Below are 24,815 nucleotides of genomic sequence, written 5' to 3'. Positions count from 1 at the left end.
AGCCGGGTCCGCAGCCGCGCGGCCGCCGGGCCCGGCGCGCAGCCGGCTGCGCATGCCGGGGCCGGCGGCTCGCGTGCAGGACGCCCGGCCTCGGCGGGGCCGGGCGTCCGGTTTGTCCTCGCGCTCACTCCTGCACGCGCAGCGCCTCGCCCGGCGGGATCCGGCGCACGTGGAGCAGGTGGAGGGCGGCCACCAGCAGATAGGCGCCGAGGGCGATGGCGATCTCCTCGGCCACCATGACCGGGGGCACGGCGAGCACGAAGTTCGCGTCGTAGCCGATGAAGACCCGCGCGATGCCCCACGCGAGGAACCGGACGACGAGCACGGGGCTCACGAGCAGGGAGGCCATGACGGTCAGCGTCACAGTGCGCACGTAGACCGCCGAGACCTCGTCGTCGCGGTACCCGAGCACCTTGAGCAGGGAGATCGTGCGGGCGCCCCGGTCGATGACCGTCTTCGTCAGCAGGTGGACGACGATGACGAAGACGAGGATCGCGAGGACGGCGGCCATCCGCATGATCGTGGAGGCCGAGGCCGAGACCTGGTCGGCGGCGGTGCGCACGTCCTGCTCGGTCATGACCGAGGCGACGGCCTCGGACGGCAGCTCGAGCGCGCTGTCGGACAGATAGCCGTTGAAGGCGTCGGGCGCCTCGCCCAGCATCCCGTTGAGTTCGGCGCGCGACAGGTAGACGCGCACATCGGTGCTGTTGCCCCGGGTGCCCGCGACGGTGAACCGGTACTGCGTGCCCGTGTACCTGTCGGTGAGAGTGAGCTCGTCGCCCACCCGGACGTCCGTCTTGTCCAGCAGACCCGCGCCGACGACGACGCGGCCGTCGGCCACGTCGAGGCCGCCGAGGTGGGGCGAGTCCGGGTCGACGCCGAGGAGCTGCACGTCCATCGGCCCGGCGTCCCAGCGGCGCTCGACCCGCAGGACGGTCGTGGTGATGCGCTCGGCCGAGGCCCCGGCGCCGGGGTCGGGGCCCGCGTCGGCCGGGTCGACCGGCGCGCTCAGCGCGTAGGTGTAGGCGGCGGGCAGATCGGCGATGGTGTCCTCGGTGTAGTTGTCGACGATCGGCAGGAAGGACAGGCCCGCCATGAGGAGGAAGCTGGACAGGACGATGCCGGCGAAGAGCGTGGCGAAGGCGGCCCTGGCCTGCAGCAGCAGGCGCAGGCGGAATCTCGTGCGGAAGGGCAGCCGCGCGGGCAGGTGCACCGCGCGGTGTCCGCGGCGGCGGTGCTCGTGGCGCAGGAACTGGAGCGGGGTGCGGCGCAGCGCGCGGACCAGGCCGAGGGCCGTGATGCCGATGAGGAGGACCAGCGGCAGCACCGTCGTGAGCAGGAGGGCCCGCACCGAGAAGCTCGCCGTGCAGGGCGGCAGGCTGTACATGTCGTAGTAGATGCTCCGCATCGGGGCGGTCAGCACCGTGTGGCCGAGGATGTTGCCGGCCAGGCAGGCGGTCGCGCCGACGAGCGCCGGCAGGGCGAGGTAGTGGCGCAGCAGCTCGCCGCGGCGCCAGCCGGAGGCCAGCAGCGTGCCGATCACCGAGCTCTCGGACTCGATCGTCGCCGAGGAGATGACGATGACGATGAAGGCCACGACGACGACGAGGACGATGAGCAGCCAGGTGATGAAGACCGAGTCGTGGTCGACGTCGTCGATCCCGTAGGTGATGCCCATGTTGTCGTCCGCGTCGATGAGCGAGGTCACCCGGGCCCCGGCGGCGACGAGACGGGCCGCCGCGTCGGTCTCGACGTCGTGGCGCTCGCCGGCGGTGAGGGTGCCGTCGCCGTCGGTGAGCGCGGAGCCGTCGAGGCCGACGTGCGCGGTGGTGTCGGCCGACAGGGCGTCGTCGAGGAAGAAGGAGCCGGTGAAGGCGGTCGGGACGCCGCCGACGCCGTCCAGGCGCTTCCAGCCCTCGGGGGTCACCGTGCCGACCCCGAAGGTCAGGGTGTTCATGACGATGCCCGAGTTCGTCTTGAACAGGGCCGTGTAGTCGGGGAGCGTGACGAGGCCGCTGATCGTCCAGCTCGTGCCGGCGGCGGTGACGGTGTCTCCGACGCCCAGCCGGTGCGCCCTGGCGAAGGTCGTGTCGAGGGCGAGTTCGTCGTCGGCGGCGGGCATCGCGCCCTCGTGGAGCGCTTCGAGGTCGAAGCCGTCGCGCGGCGTGTGGAGGCGCAGGGTGACCGTCGCGTCCGGGTCCTCGCCGTCGGCCAGGTGGGCGGCGTCGATGACCAGGGGCGTGTCGCGGGAGCGGTTGTCGTGCATCTCGAGGCCGGCGTCGGAGAGCACCCGGGACTGCTCGTCGGTGAGCTCCGCGGCCGTGGTGATGCGCCCGTCCTCGACGGCGTAGTCCGCGCGGAGCGTGTGCGTGGTCTTCGTGATGGAGGCGGCCGCGGACAGATAGCCGGTGCCGGTGGCCGAGACGGCGAGCAGGAGCACCAGGATCGCCGCCCAGCGGCCGGCGTTGGCGCGCAGCTGGCGGGGCAACCGGTGACGCAGCGGGCTGCGCGGGCGGGCGGCGGGGGATCCGGTCACGGCGCTCACCACTCGAGCTCGGACGCCGCCACCGGATGCTCGGCGACCTCGTTCTGCACGAGCCGGCCGTCGCGCAGCCGCAGGGTGCGGTGCGCCATGGCGCCGATGGCGTCGTTGTGGGTGACGATGACGATGGTGCAGCCGTGGATGCGGTTGACGCGCTCGAGGACGCCGAGCACCTCCTTGCTCGTCTCGTGGTCGAGGGCGCCGGTGGGCTCGTCGCACAGGAGCAGATCGGGCTTCTTCACCAGGGCGCGTCCGATGGCGCAGCGCTGCTGCTGGCCGCCGGAGACCTGGCGGGGCAGCTTGTCGCGGTGCTCCCACAGGCCCAGGTCGCGGAGGAGCCCGTCGACGTCGAGGGGCTCGGGGACGAGGCAGGCGCAGACCTCGATGTTCTCGCGCACGGTGAGATCGGGGATCAGGTTGTAGAACTGGAAGACGAAGCCGAGCTCGCGGCGTCGGTAGTCCACCAGGCGGCGACCGGTCAGCGCGGTGACCTCCTCGCCGTCCACGGCGACGGTCCCGGAGTCGGCCGGTTCCAGGCCGCCCACGAGGTTGAGGAAGGTCGACTTGCCCGAGCCCGAGGGGCCCAGCAGCACGCAGATCTCGCCCCTGCCCAGTTCCAGGGTGACGTCGTCGAGGACGGTGGTGCGTGCCCCGTCCCGGCCGAAGCTCTTCGTCAGATGCTCCACGCGGGCGAGGTCGGGCGCCTCCCCGCGGGGTGCAGGATCCGGGGCGGTGCAGGATACGGTGGACACGGCGGGCTCCTAAGTTCAGGCTGCCCTAAGCATAGGAATGAACGGGGCCTTCCGACAGGGGAGCGGTCCTCCGTCAGGAGGGGCGATCCTCCGCAGGGAGTGTACCTGTCAGCGGTCGGCTGGCGCCGTCAGGCCCGGTGGCGGCGCTTCCCGGATCATTCGTGCCGGATCGTTCGTGGCTTCCCGGGCCGCGAGGACGTGATCGGCGCTCTCGAACAGGGCGTGGCGGCACTTCCCGGATCGTTCGTGGTTTCCAGGGCCGCGGACGGCGAGACCGTTCTCACCGTGCTGCGCGTGGCGGCACTTCCCGGATCGTTCGTGCGACAGGGGCTGTACGTCATGCCGGGTCCGGCGACCGGCCGTGGCCCCTCCCGACGGGGCCACCACCAGGATGAGGGGACGGGGAGTCTCTGACCGGCTCGGCTCTTGGGTCCTCCGCGCTTCGTCCATCGGCCCGCACTTCGTCCGTCGGCCCGTACCTCGTCCGTCGGTTCGCACCTCGCTTTTCGGTTCGCACCCGGGTTATGTCCGAGGTGCGAGCACAAAGGTGAGGTGGGAATGGTGGGGGCGCCCGTGTCGGTGGGCGCCCCCTCACCCGTTCGAGGGGTCGATGCGGAGCCCGAGCTGGGCGGCGACGGCTTCGAGGGCCTCGTCCTCGTCGATGCCGTCGGCGAGGACGAGCACCTCGTCACCGGGGCCGATGCCGAGCGCCATGACCCTGAGCTGGTTGGTGAGCGAGGCCCGCCCGTCGTGGCAGCTCAGCCACACCGACGACTTGAAGCGCCCGGCGGTTCGCGCCAGGAGCGCCGCCGCCCGCGCGTGCACCCCCAGCGGGTCGCCGATGGTGACGGATCTGCCGATCATCGGCTCAGTTCTCGATGGAGATCGTTGAACCGATCGTCAGCGCAGGGGCCTCGCCCTGCACATGCAGAGTGCCCTCGAGCTGGGCCCGGGCGGCGCCGTCGAAGTTCAGCGTGATGTGGCCCAGCCCGTCCAGGTTCTTGCGGACGAGGCCGCCGACCGCGGTGATCGGGTAGGCGGTGCCGTCGATGACGAGCCGGTCGCCCGGCCTGATGTCGTCGGCGGACCGGTTGATGTCGATGGTGAAGCAGAAGTCTGCGAGTGAGGCGGGGGCCCCGTCGCCGAACAGGACGTACATGCCCTGCTCCGCGAACGAGGCGGCCTCGGGGCCGATCCCCCTGACGGTGGTGGTGTAGATCTGAGCCATGTCGGTCTCCTTGTCGTTGCGCTGCGCCGGGCGCAGCATGCGATCGGGTGGATGAGGTCGGTCGGGTCGGTGAGGGGCGCCGGGGCGTCCCGGCGGGGTCAGGCCGCGTAGAGGCCGACGGAGGCGAGCCAGGCGACCGCCACGCGCGGCACGCCGTTGACGAAGCGCGAGTAGAGCACGGCCGGGACGCCGATCTCGACCGTCTCCGCCTCGGCCTCTGCCAGGCCCAGGGCGACCGGGATGAAGTCGCAGCCGTTCTGGGTGTTGATGGCGAACAGGGCCGGCAGGGACAGGCTCGGGCTGACGGCGCCCTTGCCGATCTCGACGCCGATGAGGGTCCCGATGATCTGGGCGATGACCCCGCCCGGGCCGAGCAGCGGCGACAGGAACGGCAGCGAACAGATGAGGCCGAGCACCAGCAGACCCGGGCCGGAGCCGACGAGCGGGGTCAGGAAGTGGGTGAACCAGTTGCCCAGGCCCGAGGCCTTGATGATGCCGATCAGCATGGCGACGAAGCCCATGAACGGCAGGATCGTCGTGATCATCGTCTGGATGGCGTCGCGGCCGGCCTGGTAGAAGATCGCGATGACTCTGCCCGCCCCCAGGCCGATTCTCTCGAGCAGGTTCTTCCTCCTCTTCTGCGCCAGCGCCTCCGAGACCTTCATGTCGGACGAGTAGTGCACGGCGTCGTCGGCGTCCTGTGCCGCGGGCCCGGCCGGAGTCGTGCTCTCGGCGCCGTCCGGCACCGCGGCCCGTCCGGCCGGGGTCGCGCCCGGGTCGGCGAGGCTCACCTGGTCGGGGCCGACGGCCGAGACGTAGATGGACTCGTTGATGAACTGGGCCAGCGGGCCGGCCCTGCCGGTCGGCATGACGTTGACGGTCGGGATGCCCTTCTTCGGATAGAGCCCGCAGCGCAGGGTTCCGCCGCAGTCGATGACGACGACGGCCGTCTCCTCGTCGGGGACCGAGGTGCCGAAGCCGTTGACCGACTCCATCCCGGACAGCTCCTCCATCCGGTCGACGACCTCGGGCTTGGCGCCGCCGCCGACGATGTAGACGATCTTGTTCCTCGTCCCGCTGGCGCTGACGGTCAGGGGGCCGCCGTAGCCGGAGTTCCCGCGCGTGATGGTGATTGCCTGGTGTGTCATGTGAAGGGTTCCTCTCTTCTCGCGCGGCTACGCGGCGGCCCGGAGTTCGCGGCGGAGCCTGACGCCCTGCTGCCTCTCGACCCACCGGGTGATGAAGTCGGTGCTCCAGCCGCCCAGGAAGTTCATGAGCAGGCCGACGAGCAGATAGCGGATGGCCAACGGCATCGTCGGCAGACCGAGCTGGTCGATGCCGTTGGCGATGCCGAGCCAGACGAACAGCTCGCCCGGGTTGATGTGCGGGAAGACGCCGTTGCTGGTGTGGCAGAACTGCATTCCGGCCGCTGCGTAGGAGGGCTTGTAGAACTCGGGCAGGAAGCGCCCGAGCGACAGGGCCATCGGGTTGCCCAGCATGAAGGCGCCGAGGAACGGCAGAACCATGTAGCGGGTGACGGGGTTGCCGGCGGCGTGCCGGGCCAGGCCGTTGATGCGGTCCTCGCCGATCATGCCGATGATGGAGTTCATGAAGATGATGAGCACGAGGACGAGGGGGACCGTCGTGCCCATCCATCCGATGAAGGTGTTGGCGCCCTCCTGGAACAGGCCGATGAACCATTCGGCCGCCTTGACGATGACGTTCATGAGATCACTCCTTCCAGTCGAGTGGGTGGGGTCGACCGCACGACTCTCCTGCGGGCCGTGGCGGTGGTGGCGGGCCGGCCGGGGGAGCCCGCCCGGCGGCGGGCCCGTCCCGTCCCGGCGCGGCCGGGAAGCCTTTCGAGCAGCCGGCCGAGCGGGCCGGGCGGATCCTCGGGCACGCCCCCGTTCCGGGCCGTCGCCCAGTTCTCCTGGGCGTTCGCCACGGCGAGCCGCAGTCCCCTGGGGCAGCGGCGCAGCGCGGCCGGGTCGAAGTCGTCGATGCGGCGCCCGGTGACGCCGTCCAACGGTTTGAACCGGGCCATGACGGTCAGGCCCGACATGGCCCTGGCGTCGATGACGGTGCCGTCCCCGTCGAGGAGCAGCATCGCGATGGCACCGGCGCTGAAGGCGTTCTTGCGCTTGCCGATCGCGACCCTGCCGCGCCTGCGCAGCGCGCCGTAGGACGATGAGAAGTCCTTCATCTGCACGGCGGCCAGGTGCATCTGGGCCAGACAGGCCGCGCCGAGCGCGGTGAGGACGAACCAGTAGTTCATGTCAGTTCTCCTTGAGGTGGGCCGGATCGTTCGTCATGTGGAAGAAGAACTGCTCGTACGAGGTGAGTCGGCAGATCCGGTCGAGGCCGGGCCGGTCGGCGGCCAGCCGGATGACCTCGTCGTAGATGTCGACGAGGACCGTGTCGTCGTAGTCGCCCTTGTCGGGCACTCCGAGCAGGATGAGGAGGCGCAACCCGTCGGAGTCCCCGCTGCGCGGGACGACGCCGACGGCCAGGACGATGCGGTCCGAGCCCTCGGGCAGGGTGGCGTGCGGGAAGGCGACCTGCGGGCTGAGGAGCATCGACGCCCGCTCCTGGCGCTCTCGGACGCGTTCGCGGAAGCCGGGCGGCACTTCTCCGGCGGCGACGAGCCGGTCGAGCATGCTCGCGAGCAGCTCCTCGTGGTCGTCGGCCGGGTCGAGGACCACGAAGCGCTCGGCGGTGAGCAGACCGGCCAGCAGCGAGCGGGTGCCGGCGCCGAGCAGGACGTCGACGCCCTTGTCGAAGCGCAGCCGGTTGATGTGGTGCAGCAGCTCCTCGCGGTCGAAGACCTCGGTCAGGCGGATCAGCGGGGCGTCCGTGCGCAGCGGCCGGTCGGTCGTCGCGACGACGAGGTCGAAGCCGTCCAGGCCGTCCTCGTCCGCCTCGTCGAGGCTGAGCAGCTCGTAGCGCGTGGACGGGGCCATCACCGTGGCGAGCTGGAGCTGCACGAGCCGGGCCGAGACGCCGCCGCCGCGGGTGACGACGCCCACCCGGTAGTCGGGGCTGGTCAGCGTGCGGTGCTCCTCGATGAAGACCTGGAAGTACCCGGTGAGCAGCTGCATCTCCTCGTCGGGGAGCCGCAGGCGGAGCTCGCGGTCGATGATCCCGGCCGTGATGGCGGCCATCTGCGCGGCGACGGGGTAGGCGCTGCGCAGATCGCTGGTGGGCGCGGCGGGGATGCGGATGCCGAAGCGCAGCCTGTTGACCATGAAGGCCAGGTGGTGGGCGAAGTTCGTCAGCATCTCCGAGGAGGGGATGTCGATGCCCATCTCGGCGGCGATCTCGGCGAGGATCACGTCGAGCAGGGGGCGGACCTCTGCCGAGGTGGGGAACCGGGCGAGGCGGCGCTCGTCGTGCGGGGTGTGCATGCCGATGACCGGCAGCGTCATGAAGACCGCCTCGTTCGGGTGGACGGGCAGCTGCAGCTCTGCGCCGACCGCGGCGATGAGCTCCGCGCCGAAGGCGTGGGCGCTGCTGGCGCGGACGGCCCCGTACTCCGCCGGCAGCGTCTCGAGGGGATGGCCGGTGAGCGTGCGGTCGAGCATGACCGTGTACCAGCGGGTGATCTCCTGGGCCGCGAGGATCGAGATCGAGAAGTCCTCGACGACCCGTTCGACGACCGCCACGAGGTTCTCGTCGAGCGGGTAGCCGGAGTAGACCGCGGGGTAGTGGTGGTCGAGGATGAACAGCCGCTCGCTCAGTTCGTCGCCGTGCCATTCGATGCCCCGGTTGGGGCGCCCGACGATGGTGATGCCGTAGGCGGCGGCGCGCTCGCGCAGCGTGCCCAGGTCGCCGAGGACGGTGGAGCGTCCGACGGACATCTCGTGGGCGAGGTCGTCGACGAGCAGGGGGCCTGCGGCCCGGGCCAGGCGGGCGGTGATGTGCCCGCAGCGGGTGCCGGGATCGTTGAAGGACGTGGAGCCGTCGACGAGTTCGGCGCGCAGCCGCGCGTAGCGGTCCCGGTCGATCACCCACAGGCGGTAGCGGCCCCGGTCGAGACGCACCTGGGCGACCCGGTCGAGGACGGAGTTGAGCTCGCGGACGTCGTTCGTGATCGTCTTCGCGCCGACCCCGAGACGGTCCTGGAGGGCCTCGGGATCGGCGGAGAGATGTCGCTCCAGCTGGAGGAGTATCTCTGCTCGTCTGTTCACGATGATCCTGGTGATGAGAGCGATTCGTGCAACGGTGCATGGGTCGGGCCGGCGGTGGACCGGCGCGGATCGTACGGGGTCGGCGACGGCTCAGCCCCGGGACTTGCCTCCGGTGACGGTGACGGTCGTGCCCGTGATGTAGGCCGAGCGGTCGGAGGCGAGGAAGCACACGACATCGGCCACCTCGTCAAGGGTGCCGGGCCGGCCCAACGGGATGGTCCTGCTGTAGTCGGGCGACAGCCGGTCGACGGTCGTGCTGCGCGTGTAGGCGAGCGCCTCGTTGTAGGCGGGGCTGCGCAGGCCGGTGGGCTCGAGGATGCCGGGGGCCGCGCCCACGACGCGGATGCCCAGCGGGCCGAGCTCCTTGGCCCACGACAGGGTGAAGCCGTTGAGGGCGCCCTTGGTCGCCGAGTACGCCGACTGCCCCTTCGAGCCCTCGGCGCCGGCCTCGGAGGTGATGTTGATGATGGTGCCCGCGCCGGCCCGGACGAGTCGGCGGGTGACGGCCTGGGCCATGAGGAAGGCGCCCTTGACGTTGACGTCGAACATGAAGGCGAAGGACTTCTCGTCCAGCTCGTACTGGGGGGCCTCGCCCCTCGCGTCGACGAGCAGGCGGGGCTGGTTGACGCCGGCGTTGTTGACGAGGGTGGTGATGCGGCCGAAGTGCTCCTCGACGGTGGCGACGGCGGCCTCGACGGCCCCGGCGTCGGTGATGTCCACGCCGACGTCGAGGACGCCGGAGACGTCCACGCCGTCCTCGACGGTCAGGTCGAGGCAGGCGACCTGCGCGCCCGCCGAGCGCAGGCCCTCGACGATGTGCCTGCCGATGCCGGAGTCGCCTCCGGTGACGATGACGACCTTGTCATCAAGATCCAGCCATGTGTTCGACATTGACGACTCCGTTCCGACGGTTCCCGGGTGGTTGCGGAATCGACGCTATTTCGGGCATCCGCTGTTGTGAACGGATCGTTCTGCTGCCGGTTCTCCGGTTCGGGGAAAAAGATCGCACGAATGCCCCGTGGGCTCCCGCGGCGCCCGGCCCCCGCCGGCCCGCTCGTCCGGTTCGCGTCCGGGGCGCGCGTCGTCCCGTCCCCGTCATTGGTTCGCACCTCACTTTTTGGTTTGCACCCGGGTTATGTCCGAGGTGCGAGCACAAAAGTGAGGTGGGAACGGTGGGCCGGGGCGTGGGACGGGTGAGGGGTGCGGGATGGCCGGGCGTGGGACGGCCGGGGGCGAACGGTGGGTCGGAGCGCGGGACGGCCGGGGCCGTGGCGCGAGGGCGTCGACCGCGCGGGCTCAGAGGCGCACCGGGTACTGCGGCCGGGGCACCTCGGGGGTCACCGTGCCGGCGACGAAGATGTCGTACCAGAGCATGAAGCAGACGATCGTCCACACGCGGCGGGAGTGGTCGGCGACGCCGGCGCGGTGCTCGTCCAGCAGCCTCATGGCCGCCTTCGGGTCGATGAACTCGTCGGTGGGGGAGCTCTCGATGATGTCGCGCGCCCAGGCGTAGGAGTCCCCCCTGAGGTAGACGCGGGTCGGCACCGGGAAGCCGAGCTTGCGGCGGTGCAGCACATGCTCGGGGACGATCCGCTCCAGCGCCTTGCGCATGGCGTACTTCGTCGTGCCGCCGGCGAGCTTCTCGCTCATCGGGATGCGGCGGGCGATCTCGAAGACCTCCTTGTCGAGGAACGGCACGCGCAGCTCCAGCGAGTTGGCCATCGTCATCCTGTCGGCCTTGACGAGGATGTCGCCGCGCAGCCAGCTGAACAGGTCGACGTGCTGCATCCGCTGCACCGGGTCCCAGGAGCGGGAGGCCTCGTAGAGCGGGTCGGTGACGTCGTGGAAGCTGATCGACGGGTCGTAGGTGCGCAACAGACCCGGAAGCTGCTCCTCGCGGAAGATGCGGGCGTTGCCGTAGTAGCGGTCCTCGAGCCGCAGGGCGCCACGGCGCAGCATGTCCTTGCCCCGCATGCCGTTCGGCAGTGCCCGGCTGACCGCCCCCAGCCCGCGGCGCAGCGCCATCGGAAGATGCTCGAAGCCGGCCAGCGAGACGGGCTCATGATAGATCGTGTAGCCGCCGAAGAACTCGTCCGCGCCCTCGCCCGACAGGACGACCTTGACGTGCTTGCGGGCCTCGTTGGCGACGAAGTACAGCGGCACGAGGGCCGGGTCGGCGACCGGGTCGTCGAGGTACCAGATGATGAGGGGCAGCGTCCGGGTGAGCTCCTCCTCGGTGACCCAGCGGGTGATGTGCTCCACCCCGATGGCCCTCGCCGACTCGTCGGCGACGTCGTTCTCGGAGTAGCCCTCGGCCCGGAAGGCCGCGGTGAAGGTGAGCAGATCGGGGTTGTAGCGCTTGGCCAGGGCGGCGATCGCCGTCGAGTCGATGCCGCCGGACAGGAACGAGCCGACGGTCACGTCGGCGCGCATGTGCTTGGCGACCGAGTCGTCGAGGACGGCGGCGATCCGGTCGTAGAGGGCCTCCCGGGACTCGGGGCCGGTGACCGGCCGGGAGTCGAAGACCGGGTGGAAGTAGCGGGTCTGCTCCAACCGGCCGTCCTCGACGGTGAACGAGCAGCCGGACTCGATCCTCGTGAGCCCGGCGTCCATCGACTCGGGCTCGGGGACGTACTGGAGGACGAGGTAGTGCTGCAGCGCGCGGGCGCTCACCCGTGCGGTGCCGGTGAGCTCGCGCAGGCTCTTGGCCTCGGAGCTGAACGCGACGCCGTCCGGCGTCGCGGCGGTGTACAGCGGCTTGATGCCGAACCAGTCGCGGGCGCCGAAGGCCCGCTGCTCGCGGGCGTCCCAGATGACGAAGGCGAACATGCCGCGCAGCCTCTGCACCCAGTCGGCCCCGTGGTAGTGGTAGCCGGCGACGATGGCCTCGCCGTCGCCCTCGGTGTGGAAGACGGCGCCGTCGGAGGAGGCCAGCTCGGCGCGCAGCTCGAGGTAGTTGTAGATCTCGCCGTTGAAGACCATCCAGTAGCGGTCGGGGTCCTCGGGCGGGCCCCAGCGCAGCGGCTGGCCGGAGTTCTCGATGTCGATGATCGACAGGCGGTTGAAGCCCAGCACCGCGCGGTCGTCGTGCCAGACCTCGGTGTCGTCGGGGCCGCGGTGCCGCTGGAGGGCCATCCCCGCCCGCACCTGGTCGACGCGCTCGGCGCGCAGGGCGTCGGTGGAGATGAACGTCATGAAACCGCACACGGGATGATGCCTTCCTGAAGATGGCGCGACGACGGGCGGGAGGCCGCTCCCCCAGTATGGCCGATGCCGGCGTCCGGCGCCGTCCAGGGTGCGCACGCACGATCCGCGCCCGCGGGACGATCGCCCGCGGCGGAAGACCTGTCCGCAGCGCTTTCCGTGCCGGGGGCGGACTGGCGGTCGTCCCCCGGCCCACAGGTCATCATCGGGGCCGGGCGGCCGAAGCATGTTCTCCTCGTGGTCGCCGATCCCGCTCCCGCGGCGGGAAGGGTACCGATGATGAAGGATTTCTCGGTGTCACGTCGCTGGTCCCGCGCCCGCGGCGGGAAAGGCGCCGCCGAGGGCGGCTCTGACGCCCCGCGGGATGGATCGTCCGGTACGGGCGGGGCACAGACCCGCGGCACAGGCGGTGGGCGTTCCCGCCCGTGCCCCGCGGATGCGACGGGCTGTCGTCATTTTCGGGACTCACGTTCTCGTTCCGGCAGGGCCTACTATGCCCGCGTGCGCATCCAAGTCATCGGTGTGGATCACCGGACCGCCCCGCTGGCGGCGCTGGCCACCCTGTCCGACGGCGAGGGGCTGTCCCGCGTCCTCATGGCCCGGCAGGCCGATGTCGCCGGGGCCGTCCTGCTGTCCACGTGCAACCGCTTCGAGCTGATCTGCGACACGGACGACTCCCTCGAGCCCGGGCGGCTGCGCGAGCGCGTCTGCGAGCTGGCCCGGGAGCTCGCTCCGGACGTCGACGAGCGCGCCCTGTCCGGCCTGCGCGCGGACGTCGGCGACGCCGCCGTCCAGCACGTCTTCGAGGTGGCCGCCGGGATGCGCGCCGCGGTCATCGGCGACAAGCAGGTCGCCGGCCAGCTGCGCCGGGCCTACGAGCTGGCCTCCGAGCGCGGCCAGTGCACCGGCCGCCTCCACCGCCTCTGCCACGACGCGCTGACCAGCTCGCGCGCCGTCGCCAGCCGCACCTCGCTCGGCGCCGCTGGCCGCTCCGTCGCCGGCGTCGGCCTCGACATGACGGGCCTGCCGGGCGGCCTGCGCGGCCGGCGGGTGCTCCTGGTGGGCACCGGCGCCTTCGCCCGCGTCGTCCTCGCCGAGCTCGGCACGCGCCGCGCCGGCCGGATCAGCTGCTGGTCGGCCTCGGGCCGGGCCGAGCGGTTCGCCGCCCACCACGACGTCGTCCCGCTCGACGACGACGGGCTCGCCGGGGCCGTCGCCGAGGCCGAGCTGGTCGTCACGTGCAGCGGCAACGGCGCCGTGCTCGGCGCCGGGCCACTGCTCGCCGGACGCCCCGAGCTGGCCGCGCCCGGCGCGTTCCCCGTCCTCGACCTGTCCCTCGGCGGTGATCTCACCGAGGAGGCCAGGGCCCTGCCCGGCGTCCGCGTCATCGGTCTGGAGGAGGTGCGCGACCGGGCCGACGAGACCCAGCGCGAGGTCATCGAGCAGGCCCAGCAGGTCGTCGACGAGGGCGTCGCGCGGCACCTGGCCAAGGAGCGCTCCCGCGGCGCCGATCCGGCCATCGCCGCCATGCGCGCCGAGGTGGGCGTCCTCGTCGACCGCGAGATCGCCCGGGTGCGGGCCCGCGAGTCCGAGGAGGTCTGCGCCGCCGTCGAGCGCTCGCTGCGCCATCTCGCCGGCGTCATGCTCCACACGCCCACCGTCCGCGGCAACCAGCTCGCCGAGGAGGGGCGCGGCGAGGAGTTCTTCGCGGCGCTCACCCTGCTGGGGATCGAGGTCGACCGGTGACCGGCACCGGCGGGCCGCTGCGCCTCGGCACGCGCGGCTCCGAGCTGGCCGTCTCGCAGACCCTCACGGTCGCCGGGCGGATCGAGGAGCTCACCGGTGCGGAGACCGAGCTCGTCCGCGTGCGCACCGAGGGGGACGATCTGTCGATCCCGCTGTCGGCCCCGCCGCGTCCGGGGGCCTTCGCCGCCCGCCTGCGCGACGTGCTGACGGACGGCGGGGTCGACGTCGCCGTCCACTCCTTCAAGGATCTTCCCTTCGCGCCGGTCCCGGGCCTGCGGGTCGTCGCCGTGCCCGAGCGCGCCGCCGCCCAGGACGCCCTCGTGAGTCGCGACGGCTCCGGGCTCGCCGCCCTGCCGCCCGGCGCACGGGTCGGCACCTCGAGCCCGCGCCGGGCCAGCGCCCTGCTGCGCGCCCGCCCCGACCTGCGGATCGTCCCGATCCGAGGCAACGTCGGCACCCGCGTGCGCATGGTGCGCACCGGCGAGGTGGACGCCGCGGTGCTGGCGGCCGCCGGTCTGGAGCGCATCGGCCGCGGCGACGAGATCGCCGAGCTCGTCGATCCGCGGATCATCGTCCCCGCGCCGGCGCAGGGGGCCCTGGCCGTCGAGATGCGCGCCGACCACCCGATGGCCGAGGCGGTGGGCCTCGTCGACGACCCCGGCGCCCGCCTGCGCGTGGCCGCCGAGCGGCAGGTGCTCACCGGCGTCCGCGCCACCTGCACCACCGCCGTCGGCGCGTATTGCGAGCTCGAGGGCCCCGGGCTGCGCCTCGTCGCCGATCTCACGGACCACTTGGGCGTCGACCACGCCCACGTCGAGATCGACGCGGAACTCGGCGAGGACGCCCTCTCCGCCGCCCGTGCCGCCGGCGCCCGGGCGGCCGCCGAACTCCTGGAGGTCGCCCGATGAGTCAGCCGGACCGCAGGCCCGTCCTGCTCATCCGCCCCGACGGCAACGAGCGGGACGCCCGGGCGCTCGACGACCACGGCATCGCCAGCGCCACCGACCCCTATCTCGTGACGCGCCCCTGCGACGATCCGATGCCGGCCCACCGGTTCGTCGGCCTGCTCGCCGCGGCCGGCCCCCAGACCGCCCTCATCATCACCTCGCCCCGCACCTGGGGGCATCTCGAGTCCGTGGCCGGGAGGGGGCCCCTCGAGCGGGCGCTGTCGTCGGCCCTCGACCAGCGGATACGGGTCCTCGTCACGGGGCGCGGCACCCGGGGGGCCCTGCCCGGGCCGCTGGCGGAGCGGGCCGAGACCGCGCCGAACGCGGAGGCCCTCGTCGAACTGCTCAACGGCACCGTCCTGCCCCGGCTGCGCGCCCTGCCGGTGCCCGCCGTCGACCCGGTGGCCCTCCTGCCCGGCAGCGCGATCGCCCGCGCCGAGCTGCCCGAGGGCCTGCGCGCCGGGGGCTGGCGCGTCCTCCGGCTGCCCGTCTACACCACCGTCGCGCGCCCCGAGCCGCCGGCCAGCGTCGGGCCCCTGGCCCGCGGCGCCTACTCCGCCGTCCTGCTGCGCTCCTCGAGCGCGGCCCGGGCCCTGGCCGGGTTCGCCGGGCCGGACGGCGTGCCCGCCGGCACCCTCGTCCTCGGCGCCGGCCCCACGACGAGCGCCACCGCCCGCGCGCTGGGCCTCGACGTCGTCGAGTGCACGGCCACCGACCCGACGGCCCTGGCCGTCGAGGTGGCCGCCGCCCTCGGCGCGCCCGGCCCGAGCGGCGGGGCCGCTGATGAACTCGGCCCCGAGCATCCGAGCCGGCGGGCCGACATCGCCGGGAGCGCCTTCCTGCGCGCCGCCCGCGGCGAGCGCCCCGAGCGCACGCCCGTGTGGTTCATGCGCCAGGCCGGCCGCTCACTGCCCGAGTACCGCGCCGCCCGCGAGGGCACGACGATGCTCGAGAGCTGCCTGACCCCGGCTCTCGCCGCCGAGCTGACCCTCCAGCCCGTGCGCCGCTACGGGGTGGACGCCGCGATCCTCTACTCCGACATCATGGTCCCGCTCGGGCTGGCCGGGGTCGGCGTCGACATCGTCCCCGGCGTCGGGCCGGTGCTCGACCGGCCGGTGCGCACCGAGGCCGACGTGGACGCCCTGCCCGCCCTGACCGACGAGGCCCTCGAGCCCATCCGCGAGGCGGTGCGCCTCGCCGTCGCCGAGCTGGGCGCCACCCCGCTCATCGGTTTCGCCGGCGCCCCGTACACGGTGGCCTCCTATCTCGTCGAGGGCGGCCCCTCCCGCGGGCACGAGCGCACGAGGGCCCTCATGCACGAGCGGCCCGAGGTCTTCGCCCGGCTGCTCGACCGGGTCGCCGAGCTCGACATCGCCTTCCTGCGCGCCCAGGTGCTCGCCGGTGCGAGCGCCGTGCAGCTCTTCGACTCCTGGGTCGGGGAGCTCGCCGAGGACGACTACCTCGCCCACGTCCAGCCCGCCTCCGGCAGGGTGCTGCGCGCGATGGGCCGTCTCGGCGTCCCCCGCATCCACTTCGGCACGGGCACGGCGGCGCTGCTGCGCGCCATGCGCGACGCCGGCGCCGACGTCATGGGGGTGGCCCGCGATCTCACGCTCTCCCGGGCCGACGAGCTCCTCGGCGGGGCCACCCCGCTGCAGGGCAACCTCGACCCGGCCCTGCTGTCGGGGCCCCTCGCCGACCTCGACGCCGCCCTGGCACGGATCCTCGAGGAGGGGCGCCGGGCGCCCGCCCACATCGTCAACCTGGCGCACGGCGTCCCCAAGGACGCCGACCCGCAGGTGCTCGCCCGCATCGTCGACGCCGTGCACGCCGGCCCCCACAGGAAGGAGGGGCACTGACCATGCCTCGACCCGCAGGAATAGGTTCCGTCAAGCCCGTCGACTGGGCCTACGACCGCGCGCCCATGATCATCTACTGGGAGCTCACGACGGCCTGCGCCCTGGCCTGCCGCCACTGCCGCGCCAGCGCCCAGCTCGAGCCGCCGCCCGGCGAGCTCACCCACGACGAGGCGCTGCGCATCCTCGACCAGGTGGCCGACTTCGGCAGCCCCATGCCGCACGTCATCATGACCGGCGGCGACCCGATGCGCCGCTTCGACCTGGACGGGCTCATCGCCGGCGCCCGCGACCGCGGCATCGGCGTCTCGCTGTCCCCGGCCGTCACCCCGCTGCTCACGAGGGAGCGCATCGCCGACATGGCGGCCCTCGGCGTCCAGGCCATGTCGCTGTCGCTGGACGGCTCGACGGCGGCCCACCACGACGGTGTCCGCCAGGTGCCGGGCACCTTCGACGCCACCCTGCGGGCCCTCGCCGACGCCAACGAGGTCGGCATGCCCATGCAGATCAACACGCTCGTCACCGACACCACCGTCGCCGACCTCGACGACACCTACGAGCTGCTCAAGGGCTACGAGCTGTTCCAGTGGAGCCTGTTCTTCCTCATCTCGGTGGGCCGCGGCGCCCAGCTGCGCGAGATGAGCCCCGGCGACGCCGAGCGCACCCTCATCAAGTGGAACAGGCGCCGCCCCGACGCGCCCTTCCGCATCAAGACGACCGAGGCCATGCAGTACCGGCGCATCGCCGCCCAGCAGATGCTGCGCGCCGGCCGGACCGAGCAGGAGATCCTCGACTCGCCGGCCTCGCGGGGCTTCGGCATCCGCGACGGCAACGGCATCATGTTCATCTCCCATCTCGGCGAGGTCATGCCGTCGGGCTTCCTGCCGATGAGCGTCGGCTCCGTGCGCGAGCACTCGATCGTCGAGCTGTACCGCGACACCGAGCTCATGCGGGCCCTGCGCCGCCCCGACGGTTTCAAGGGCGACTGCGGCCTCTGCGAGTTCAGCAAGTGGTGCGGCGGCTCGCGCTCGCGGGCCTACGCCTGGACGGGCGATCCCCTCGAGTCCGACCCGCTGTGCCCCTACAAGCCGGCCGAGGCGAGGGCGGGTGTCCACGCGGGACGCCCGGCCGTGAGCGGGGTCGGGGCGTGAGCGGGGCGGACGACGACGGCTGCGCCGGGCCGCGCCTCGTCGTGGTCGGCGGCGGTATCACCGGCCTGTCCGCCGCCTGGCAGGGCGCCGCGCGCGGTGCGCGGGTCACCGTGCTGGAGGCCTCCGGGCGCTTCGGCGGCAAGATCGTCACCGAGCGCCGCGACGGCTTCGTCATCGAGGGCGGCCCCGACTCGTACGTCGCTTACCGGCCGGCGCTGGCCCGGCTGCTCGACGAGCTCGGCATCGCCGACGAGGTCATCGCCCCCGGCGGCGGCCGCCGGGCGGCGCTGCTGGCGCGCGGGGCGCTGCGCCCGATGCCCGCCGGCATGGGCATGGTGCTGCCCACCAGGCTGTGGCCCTTCGTCACGACCCGGGTGCTCGGCTGGCCCGACAAGCTGCGCGCCGGCCTCGACCTGGTCATCCCGCGCCGGCTCCGGGACGGCCGGGACGTCTCCATCGGCGCCTTCCTGCGCTCCCGGCTGGGCGACGGCATCGTCGACCGCTACGCCGAGGTCATGGTCGGCGGCATCTACGGCGCCCGGGTCGACGAGCTGAGCCTCGACGCGGTGCTCCCGTCGCTGCGCCGCAACGAGCGGGAGCACCGCTCCCTCATGGTCGCCTCCCTTGCGCAGGGCCGGGCGGCGCGGCGCGGGCGCGCGACTGCCCGCGGCGCCGTCGGCTCGCCCTTCCGCAGCCTGCGCGGCGGCCTGGGCCGCGTCGTCGAGGCGCTCGTCGAGGGACTCGGCGCCCGCGGCGTCGAGCTGCGCGCCGGCGCCGCCGCGGCCCGGCTCACCGACGCCGGCGTCGAGCTGGCCGACGGCTCCCTCGTGCCCGCCGACGCGGTCGTCCTCGCCGGCGGGGCCGCCTGCTCGGCCCTCCTGCTCGCCGGGCCGGCGCCCGACGCGGCCGCCGTCCTCGACGCGATCCCGCTGGCCTCGACCACCGTCGTCTCGCTCGGCTTCCGCGTCGACGACTTCGACCGGCCCCCCGACTCGCAGGGCTGGCTCGAGGTGGACCCCGGCCCCGTCTCCGGGGTGACGACCAGCTCCGTGAAGTACGCCGGCCGCGCCCCCGACGGGCAGGCGCTCGTGCGGGTGTTCATCCCCGACAAGCGCGGCCCGCTCACCGGCGCGCCCGACGACGAGCTGCTGCCGGCGGTGCTCGACCACGTGCGCCCGCTGCTCGGCGTGCACGGGGAGCCCACCGTGACGCGCATCGACCGCTGGCACGCGGTGATGCCGAAGTACACGGTCGGCCACCTCGACCGCGTCGCCGCCGTCGACGGCTGGCTCGCGGCGCACCGCCCGACGTGGGCCGTCGCCGGCTCGGCGCTCCACGGGGTGGGCCTGCCCGAGTGCGTCGCCGACGGCCGCGCCCGAGCCGACGCCGTGCTCGACGCGGCGGCCGGCCGCGCGCGGGGCGAGGGGCCCTCCGGCGCGCCCGAGGCCGGGACGGTCCCGGCCGATGGATCCGGGGCAGCCGTCCCGGCAGCGAAGGGAGCATGAGATGACCACCCACTACGACGCCCTGCTCGTCCTGGGCTTCGGCGGCCCGGCCTCGGCCGAGCAGGTCGGGCCCTTCCTCAGGCACATCACCGGCGGGCGCATCACGCCTCAGCGGATGGCCAGGGTGAGCGCGCACTACGCCCACTTCGGGGGCGTCAGCCCGCTCAACGGGCAGAACCAGAGGCTCGCCGACGAGCTGGGCGCGCGCCTGCGCGCCCGGGGCGTCGACGTGCCGGTCGCCGTGGCGCACGCCCATGTGGCGCCCTTCCCCGACGAGGTGCTCGCCGACCTGGCGGCCCGCGGGCACCGGCGCGTCCTCGCGCTCGTGCCGGCCGTCTACTCGTCGTACGTGGGCTGCCGCTCCTACCGCGAGGCCCTCGCCGCGGCGATCCCCTCCGGCCCGGACGGCGCCCCCCTCCTCGAGGTCGCGAAGATCAACCCGTTCCACGACATGCCGGCCTTCGCCGACGCGCAGGCGGGGCTGCTGGAGCCCGTCGTGCGGGCGCACCCGGACGCGACGGTGCTGTTCACCACGCACTCGCTGCCCACGGGGCTCGCCGAGAGCTCGGGCGTGGGCGGCGGCGCCTACCTCGCCCAGCACCGGGACGTCATCGACCGCATCCTCGCCCGGCTCGCCGACGGCGGGCTGCGGCCCGACTGGCGGCTCTGCTACACCTCGCAGGGCGGCGCCCCCGGCGACTCCTGGCTGACGCCGGACGTCAACGACGTCATCGACGCCCTCGCCGGCGAGGGCGTCGGCGGGGTCGTCGTCGTGTCGATCGGCTTCCTGTCGGACCACATGGAGGTCATCTGGGACCTCGACAACGAGGCCGCCCAGACCGCCCGGGGCCACGGCATGGACTTCCGGCGGGTGCCGACCGTCGGCACGGAGCCGGTCTTCCTCGACGGCCTGACCGAGCTCGTCGCCCGGGGACTTGCCGAAGAGGACCGCAGGGGCGACGATGACTGCGGCGGTGACGACTGCTGCCCCAACCCCGGCGGCGCAGCGCCCGCCGTGAAGGGGGTCACTCCGTGAGCGGGAGCCAGTACCGCATCGTCCAGCGTCCGCGCAGGCTGCGCCGCACCGCGGCCATCCGGGAGCTCGTGGCCGAGACGCGTCTGCACCCGGCCGACCTCATCGAGCCGATGTTCGTCGTCGAGGGCCTCGACGCCCCCCGCGAGATCGGCTCGATGCCCGGCGTGCGCCAGCACACGAGGGCCTCGCTCCAGCGGGCCGTCCACGAGGCGGCCGATGCGGGCGTGGGGGCCGTCATGCTCTTCGGCACCCCGGCCGAGCGCGACCCGATGGGCTCGCAGGCCTGGAACCCCGACGGGGTTCTGGCCAACGCGGTGCGCTGGGCGCTCGAGGCCGAGCCGCAGTTGCCGGTCATCGCCGACGTCTGCCTCGACGAGTTCACCGACCACGGTCACTGCGGGGTGCTCGACGCCGACGGCGAGGTCGACAACGACGCGACGCTGCCGCTCTACGCGAGGATGTCGGTGACGCTGGCCGAGGCGGGCGCCACGATGCTCGGCCCGTCGGGCATGATGGACGGCCAGATCGGCGTGATCCGCGAGGCCCTCGACGGGGCCGGGTTCACCGGGACGGCGCTCATGGCCTACTCGGCCAAGTACGCGTCGGGCTTCTTCGGGCCGTTCCGCGAGGCTGTCGACTGCCGGCTGACCGGCGACCGGCGCGCCTACCAGCAGGACCCGGCCAACGCGGTCGAGGGCCTGCGCGAGATCGAGCTCGACCTGGCCCAGGGCGCCGACATCGTCATGGTGAAGCCGGCCCTGCCCTACCTCGACGTGCTGGCGAAGGCGGTGCGCATCGCGAACGTGCCGGTGGCCGCCTACGTCGTCTCCGGCGAGTACGCGATGATCGAGCTGGCCGCCCGGGCCGGCGCGATCGACCGGGAGCGCTGCATCATGGAGGCCCTCACCGGCGTCAAGCGCGCCGGGGCGTCGATGATCGTCACCTACTGGGCCACCGAGGCGGCCCGTCGGCTGGCGCGGTAGAACCGAACCGTCGGAATCCGATCACGAACCGCCGCCGGCGCGCGGCGGAGGAACCCGAGGAGCCCTGATGACCCGTAGCGAGGAACTGTTCGCGCAAGCCTGCACGGTGATGCCCGGGGGCGTCTCGAGCCCGGTGCGGGCCTTCGGCCGGGTGGGCGGTGCGCCCGTGTTCGCCGCGAGCGGCCGCGGCAGCCGCATCACCGACGTGGACGGGCGGCAGTACCTCGACCTGGTCAACAGCTGGGGGCCGCTCATCGCCGGCTACTCGCACCCGGCGATCGTGGCGGCGGTGCAGGCCGAGGTGGCCCGGGCGACGAGCTTCGGGGCCCCCTGCGAGGTCGAGCTGCGGCTGGCGCAGAAGGTCGTCGAGCGGATGGCCGGGGCGATCGGGAGGATCCGGTTCACCTGCTCGGGCACCGAGGCCGTCATGACGGCGGCCCGCATCGCCCGCGGCGCGACGGGGCGCCCGCTGCTCGTGAAGTTCGTGGGCTGCTACCACGGGCACGCCGACTCCTTCCTCGTGGCGGCCGGCTCGGGCGTGGCGAGCCTGGGCCTGCCCGACTCGCCCGGCGTGCCGTCCGAGATCGCCGCCGACACGCTCACCGTGCCCTACGGCCGCCTCGACCTGGTCGAGCGGGTCTTCGCCGAGCGCGGCGACGAGATCGCGGCGGTCGTCACCGAGTCGGTGCCTGCGAACATGGGTGTCATCGTGCCGCCGGAGGGCTTCAACAAGGGCCTGTACGAGATCGCGCACCGCCACGGGGCGCTCATGATCCAGGACGAGGTGCTCGCCGGCTTCCGGGTGAGCCCGACGGGCGGCTGGGGCCTCCAGGGCCGGCTCGAGGGCTGGACGCCCGATCTGTTCACCTTCGGCAAGGTGATCGGCGGCGGCATGCCGCTGGCGGCGGTCGGCGGGCGCGCCGAGCTGATGGACCGGCTGGCGCCGGTCGGCCCGATCTACCAGGCCGGGACGCTCTCGGGCAATCCGGCGGCCTGCGCGGCGGGCCTGGCCACCCTCGAGCTCATGGACGACGCCGCCTACCAGAAGCTGTACGACATCGCCGACCGGGTGTCGGGCATCGTCTCGGCCGCCCTGGCGCGCGAGGGCGTCGCCCACCGGCTCAACAAGGTGACGAGCCTGTTCAGCTTCTTCCTCACCGACGAGCCGGTGGTCGACTTCGCCTCGGCCTCCCGGCAGGACCACGAGGCCTTCGCCCGGTTCTTCCACGCGGCGCTCGACGAGGGCGTCTGGCTCCCCCCGAGCGGCTTCGAGGCGTGGTTCTGCTCGACCGCCATCACCGACGACGACCTGGAGCACCTGGAGCGGGCCATGGCGGTGGCGGCGCGGGCGGCGGCGCAGGCCTGAGGGGCCAGAAGGCGCCGGGATCGTGACCAGTCGACGGCTCAGATCGTCGATGCCGTGCGGGAGAGCCGCCGGTGATCGTCGTTGACGCGTCCGCCGTGGCGGGACAGCTTGTCGGAGGGGATCCTGCCCCGGTCTCTGGCGGGAGCTCGAGGGGGAGCTCGCGGTGCCCCATCTTCTCGACATCGAGGTGCTGTCCGCCCTGCGCGGCCTGGTCCGTGGCGGGGCCCTGGGCCTCGACCGCGCCGGGGAGGCTCGCCGTGCCTGTGCCGATCTCACGATCACGCGCTACGGGCGGCGCCCGCTGCTGACCGCATAGGGGGCCCTGCGCGCCCAGTGCACCAGCTGTGGCGCGGCATATCTGGCTCTGGCTGAAGGCCTCGGCGTCCCGCTTGTCACCTGTGACGGCGAGTTGGACGCCGGTGGGCACCGTGCTGAGGCGGGGGTCTACTCGCGAGGGGCCTGAGAGCGGGTCTTCGCGGCCGGACGGGCGCCCTCGACCGCGGACAGCCAGCCGATGAGCTCTTCGACGCCCTGGCGCACAGGGAGCAGGTCGGCGCGCCCGCTCGGCCCAGTGGTAGCGGCCGTCGATGTCCTGGCGCACAGGGAGCAGGTCCTCGCCGGGTCCCGCGTCGTACCAGTTGCGCAGGGCCGCCGCGGCCCGCCCCGGTCCGCAGCCCCCGTTGTTCGGTCGGGCGGAACAGCTGGGCCAACCGGACGGGTGAGCGGGATGGAGCGACGGAGGCATCCGGGAGGGGTTTCATCCGCGGCCCCGATGTGTCAAAACCGCACACATGGAGCATGCCGACGTGGGACGGCGCATCCTCGAGGCGAGGATGACGAAGGGTCTGAACCAGACGCAGCTGGCCCAGGCGCTGGGCATCGACCGCACGGCCCTGGTGCGCATCGAGAAGGGGGAGCGGCGCGTCACCGCGCTGGAGCTCCTCGACATCGCGGGGGAGCTCGGGCGCCGTGTCGAGTGGTTCCTGACTCCACGGGCGTCCGCCATCGTGCGGCACCGCGGCACCGACCCCGAGGATCTCGCGGCGGTGCGTCCCATCGACGTCGAACTCGAGACGCTGTCCGGCGACGTGGCGCTGCTGGAGGAGCTCGGCCGTCTTCAGCTGGACGACCGGCCGACGGTGCTCGCGCGTCCCGGGACGTCCGCCGAGGCGGAGGAGCTGGGGCTGAGGATCCGTGCTCTCGCGGGGGTCGAGGACGGTCCTGTCAGTGACCTGGTCGGGGTCGGGCAGCGGCTCGGCCTGTCGGCCTTCTCCCTCGATCTCGGGCGGGTCGATGCGGATGCAGCGTCGATGGTGCAGGGCGGGCACGGCATCGCCCTCATCAACGGCTCGTCCGCGGTCGGGGTCGGGCGGCGCAGGCTGGCGCTCGCGCACGAGCTGGCCCATTTCATGGTCGACGACCAGTACCAGACGGACTTCCGGGTCGACGCGCGGGCCGAGGCCGACAGGCACGAGAACCGCATGGACAGGGCCGCCCGTGCGGTGCTTCTTCCCGAAGAGGCTCTTCGCAGCGCCTGGGAGGAGGCGCGGGGGTTCGGGCTCCGGGGCGCCGCGGTGCGGACCGGGAGTCGGTTCCGCGTCGACATGACGACTCTGGCCGGGCGTCTCGGGGAGCTCGGGCTCGTGGACGGCGCGGAGTCCGATGCCGTCCGTGAGGTACGGACGCGCAGGGCGGACATCGTTGAGCTGAACCTCCACGTTCCCCACGATCTGGAGGGGACCAGCCTGCCTCCGGCCTTCACGAAGGCGGTGATCGGCGCCTACGACGCCGAGGACATCACCATCGAGCGTGCGCTCGGGCTCATGAGGGGCCTCTTCGACGCCGACGACTTCGCCCCCAGGCGCGAGCTCGACCCGGATGCCCTGTGGGGCGTCGTGTCGTGACATGGGTCGTCGACACCGGCCCGCTCAGCCATTTCGCGAAGGCCGGATGGCTCGGGGTGCTGAAGATGCTGGCGCCCGAGCATCGGATCATGATCCCCGACGTGGTCGATGCAGAACTCGGGAGAGGGGCGGCGCAGCAGCCCGGTCTGAGCAGCAGCCCGGTCTGACGCATGTGCATGCCCAGGACCGGATCGAGGTCAGGGCGATCGAGTCGGATGCCGAGCTCATCGCCTTCGGTGAATGCCACGGATCGCTCGTGGGCGACAATGGCCGGGACGTGGGGGAGTGCGGGGTGCTCGCCCCTGCCGAGGCTCATCACCGGACTGCTGTCATCGATGACCAGGAGGCCTGCAAGGCTGCCAGGAGAACTGGATCGGTGAAGGTCCGTCGCACCCTGGGGTGCTG

Annotated in this window: 21 protein-coding genes; 11 read left to right on the top strand and 10 right to left on the bottom strand. The window is 72.9% G+C overall.

Annotated elements, in window-relative coordinates; translation table 11 throughout:
* Nucleotides 1–124: 124 nt before the first annotated feature.
* The 10 genes from EGX94_RS04840 to asnB form a co-directional block, all read right to left on the bottom strand.
* A complete protein-coding gene (locus EGX94_RS04840; RefSeq protein ID WP_021797459.1) occupies nucleotides 125–2,536 on the bottom strand; it encodes an ABC transporter permease in 2,412 nt (803 codons plus the stop codon).
* 5 nt (nucleotides 2,537–2,541) lie between these two features.
* Entirely contained in the window at nucleotides 2,542–3,294 is a 753-nt protein-coding gene (locus EGX94_RS04835; protein WP_021797466.1) for an ABC transporter ATP-binding protein, read from the bottom strand.
* Between the two features lie 591 nt (nucleotides 3,295–3,885).
* The gene (locus tag EGX94_RS04830; RefSeq protein ID WP_021797464.1) at nucleotides 3,886–4,158 is read right to left on the bottom strand and encodes an HPr family phosphocarrier protein; all 273 of its coding nucleotides are present in this window, start codon (nucleotides 4,156–4,158) and stop codon (nucleotides 3,886–3,888) included.
* Between the two features lie 4 nt (nucleotides 4,159–4,162).
* Entirely contained in the window at nucleotides 4,163–4,522 is a 360-nt protein-coding gene (locus tag EGX94_RS04825; protein ID WP_028707106.1) for a PTS glucitol/sorbitol transporter subunit IIA, read from the bottom strand.
* 98 nt (nucleotides 4,523–4,620) lie between these two features.
* Complete coding sequence (srlE, locus tag EGX94_RS04820; protein ID WP_021797463.1) at nucleotides 4,621–5,670, bottom strand: PTS glucitol/sorbitol transporter subunit IIB; 1,050 nt, start codon at nucleotides 5,668–5,670, stop codon at nucleotides 4,621–4,623.
* A 27-nt stretch (nucleotides 5,671–5,697) separates the two neighbouring features.
* Entirely contained in the window at nucleotides 5,698–6,249 is a 552-nt protein-coding gene (gene srlA / locus EGX94_RS04815) for a PTS glucitol/sorbitol transporter subunit IIC (RefSeq protein ID WP_021797462.1), read from the bottom strand.
* Nucleotides 6,246–6,800, bottom strand: coding sequence for a transcriptional regulator GutM (locus tag EGX94_RS04810; RefSeq protein ID WP_021797458.1), 555 nt, complete (start codon nucleotides 6,798–6,800; stop codon nucleotides 6,246–6,248). The genes srlA and EGX94_RS04810 overlap by 4 nt, the downstream gene beginning before the upstream one ends.
* Before the next feature lies 1 nt (nucleotide 6,801).
* Nucleotides 6,802–8,712, bottom strand: coding sequence for a BglG family transcription antiterminator (locus EGX94_RS04805; protein ID WP_021797467.1), 1,911 nt, complete (start codon nucleotides 8,710–8,712; stop codon nucleotides 6,802–6,804).
* Nucleotides 8,713–8,802: 90 nt separating this feature from the next.
* Nucleotides 8,803–9,603, bottom strand: coding sequence for a sorbitol-6-phosphate dehydrogenase subunit (locus EGX94_RS04800; RefSeq protein ID WP_021797465.1), 801 nt, complete (start codon nucleotides 9,601–9,603; stop codon nucleotides 8,803–8,805).
* A gap of 405 nt (nucleotides 9,604–10,008) precedes the next feature.
* Nucleotides 10,009–11,907 (bottom strand): asparagine synthase (glutamine-hydrolyzing), encoded by a 1,899-nt coding sequence (gene asnB, locus EGX94_RS04795; RefSeq protein WP_081707393.1) that lies wholly within the window; start codon nucleotides 11,905–11,907, stop codon nucleotides 10,009–10,011.
* Nucleotides 11,908–12,417: 510 nt separating this feature from the next.
* Here asnB and EGX94_RS04790 point away from each other — a divergent pair.
* The 11 genes from EGX94_RS04790 to EGX94_RS13695 all read left to right on the top strand — a co-directional run bounded on the left by EGX94_RS04790 (nucleotide 12,418) and on the right by EGX94_RS13695 (nucleotide 24,577).
* The gene (locus tag EGX94_RS04790) at nucleotides 12,418–13,662 is read left to right on the top strand and encodes a glutamyl-tRNA reductase (protein WP_192962697.1); all 1,245 of its coding nucleotides are present in this window, start codon (nucleotides 12,418–12,420) and stop codon (nucleotides 13,660–13,662) included.
* Nucleotides 13,659–14,570, top strand: coding sequence for a hydroxymethylbilane synthase (hemC, locus tag EGX94_RS04785; RefSeq protein WP_123825963.1), 912 nt, complete (start codon nucleotides 13,659–13,661; stop codon nucleotides 14,568–14,570). Before EGX94_RS04790 ends, hemC begins: the two co-directional genes overlap by 4 nt.
* Nucleotides 14,567–16,468 carry a uroporphyrinogen decarboxylase gene (gene hemE, locus EGX94_RS04780; RefSeq protein ID WP_123825961.1) on the top strand — a complete coding sequence of 634 codons (1,902 nt, stop codon included), beginning with the start codon at nucleotides 14,567–14,569 and terminating at the stop codon, nucleotides 16,466–16,468. The genes hemC and hemE overlap by 4 nt, the downstream gene beginning before the upstream one ends.
* A gap of 2 nt (nucleotides 16,469–16,470) precedes the next feature.
* The gene (locus tag EGX94_RS04775) at nucleotides 16,471–17,616 is read left to right on the top strand and encodes a TIGR04053 family radical SAM/SPASM domain-containing protein (protein WP_021798100.1); all 1,146 of its coding nucleotides are present in this window, start codon (nucleotides 16,471–16,473) and stop codon (nucleotides 17,614–17,616) included.
* Nucleotides 17,613–19,121, top strand: coding sequence for a protoporphyrinogen oxidase (hemG, locus tag EGX94_RS04770; protein WP_123825959.1), 1,509 nt, complete (start codon nucleotides 17,613–17,615; stop codon nucleotides 19,119–19,121). The genes EGX94_RS04775 and hemG overlap by 4 nt, the downstream gene beginning before the upstream one ends.
* Before the next feature lies 1 nt (nucleotide 19,122).
* Nucleotides 19,123–20,157, top strand: a complete 1,035-nt coding sequence (locus tag EGX94_RS04765; protein ID WP_021796191.1) for a ferrochelatase — start codon at nucleotides 19,123–19,125, stop codon at nucleotides 20,155–20,157.
* Complete coding sequence (hemB, locus tag EGX94_RS04760) at nucleotides 20,154–21,140, top strand: porphobilinogen synthase (protein WP_021796188.1); 987 nt, start codon at nucleotides 20,154–20,156, stop codon at nucleotides 21,138–21,140. The genes EGX94_RS04765 and hemB overlap by 4 nt, the downstream gene beginning before the upstream one ends.
* A gap of 67 nt (nucleotides 21,141–21,207) precedes the next feature.
* On the top strand, nucleotides 21,208–22,506 hold the full coding sequence (gene hemL / locus EGX94_RS04755) for a glutamate-1-semialdehyde 2,1-aminomutase (RefSeq protein ID WP_021796192.1): 1,299 nt from the start codon (nucleotides 21,208–21,210) through the stop codon (nucleotides 22,504–22,506).
* 163 nt (nucleotides 22,507–22,669) lie between these two features.
* Nucleotides 22,670–22,822 carry a PIN domain-containing protein gene (locus EGX94_RS13700; RefSeq protein ID WP_021796186.1) on the top strand — a complete coding sequence of 51 codons (153 nt, stop codon included), beginning with the start codon at nucleotides 22,670–22,672 and terminating at the stop codon, nucleotides 22,820–22,822.
* Between the two features lie 475 nt (nucleotides 22,823–23,297).
* Nucleotides 23,298–24,410: a helix-turn-helix domain-containing protein gene (locus tag EGX94_RS04750; RefSeq protein WP_043119989.1), complete on the top strand. Its 1,113-nt coding sequence runs from the start codon at nucleotides 23,298–23,300 to the stop codon at nucleotides 24,408–24,410.
* Nucleotides 24,407–24,577 carry a hypothetical protein gene (locus EGX94_RS13695; RefSeq protein ID WP_226906050.1) on the top strand — a complete coding sequence of 57 codons (171 nt, stop codon included), beginning with the start codon at nucleotides 24,407–24,409 and terminating at the stop codon, nucleotides 24,575–24,577. Before EGX94_RS04750 ends, EGX94_RS13695 begins: the two co-directional genes overlap by 4 nt.
* Nucleotides 24,578–24,815 lie beyond the last annotated feature (238 nt).

Source organism: Propionibacterium acidifaciens (assembly GCF_003798325.1).
In the GTDB taxonomy this organism is placed as follows: domain Bacteria; phylum Actinomycetota; class Actinomycetes; order Propionibacteriales; family Propionibacteriaceae; genus Propionibacterium; species Propionibacterium acidifaciens.
Note: the sequence above shows the minus strand (reverse complement) of the source record. Positions and strands in the feature narration are given on the sequence as shown.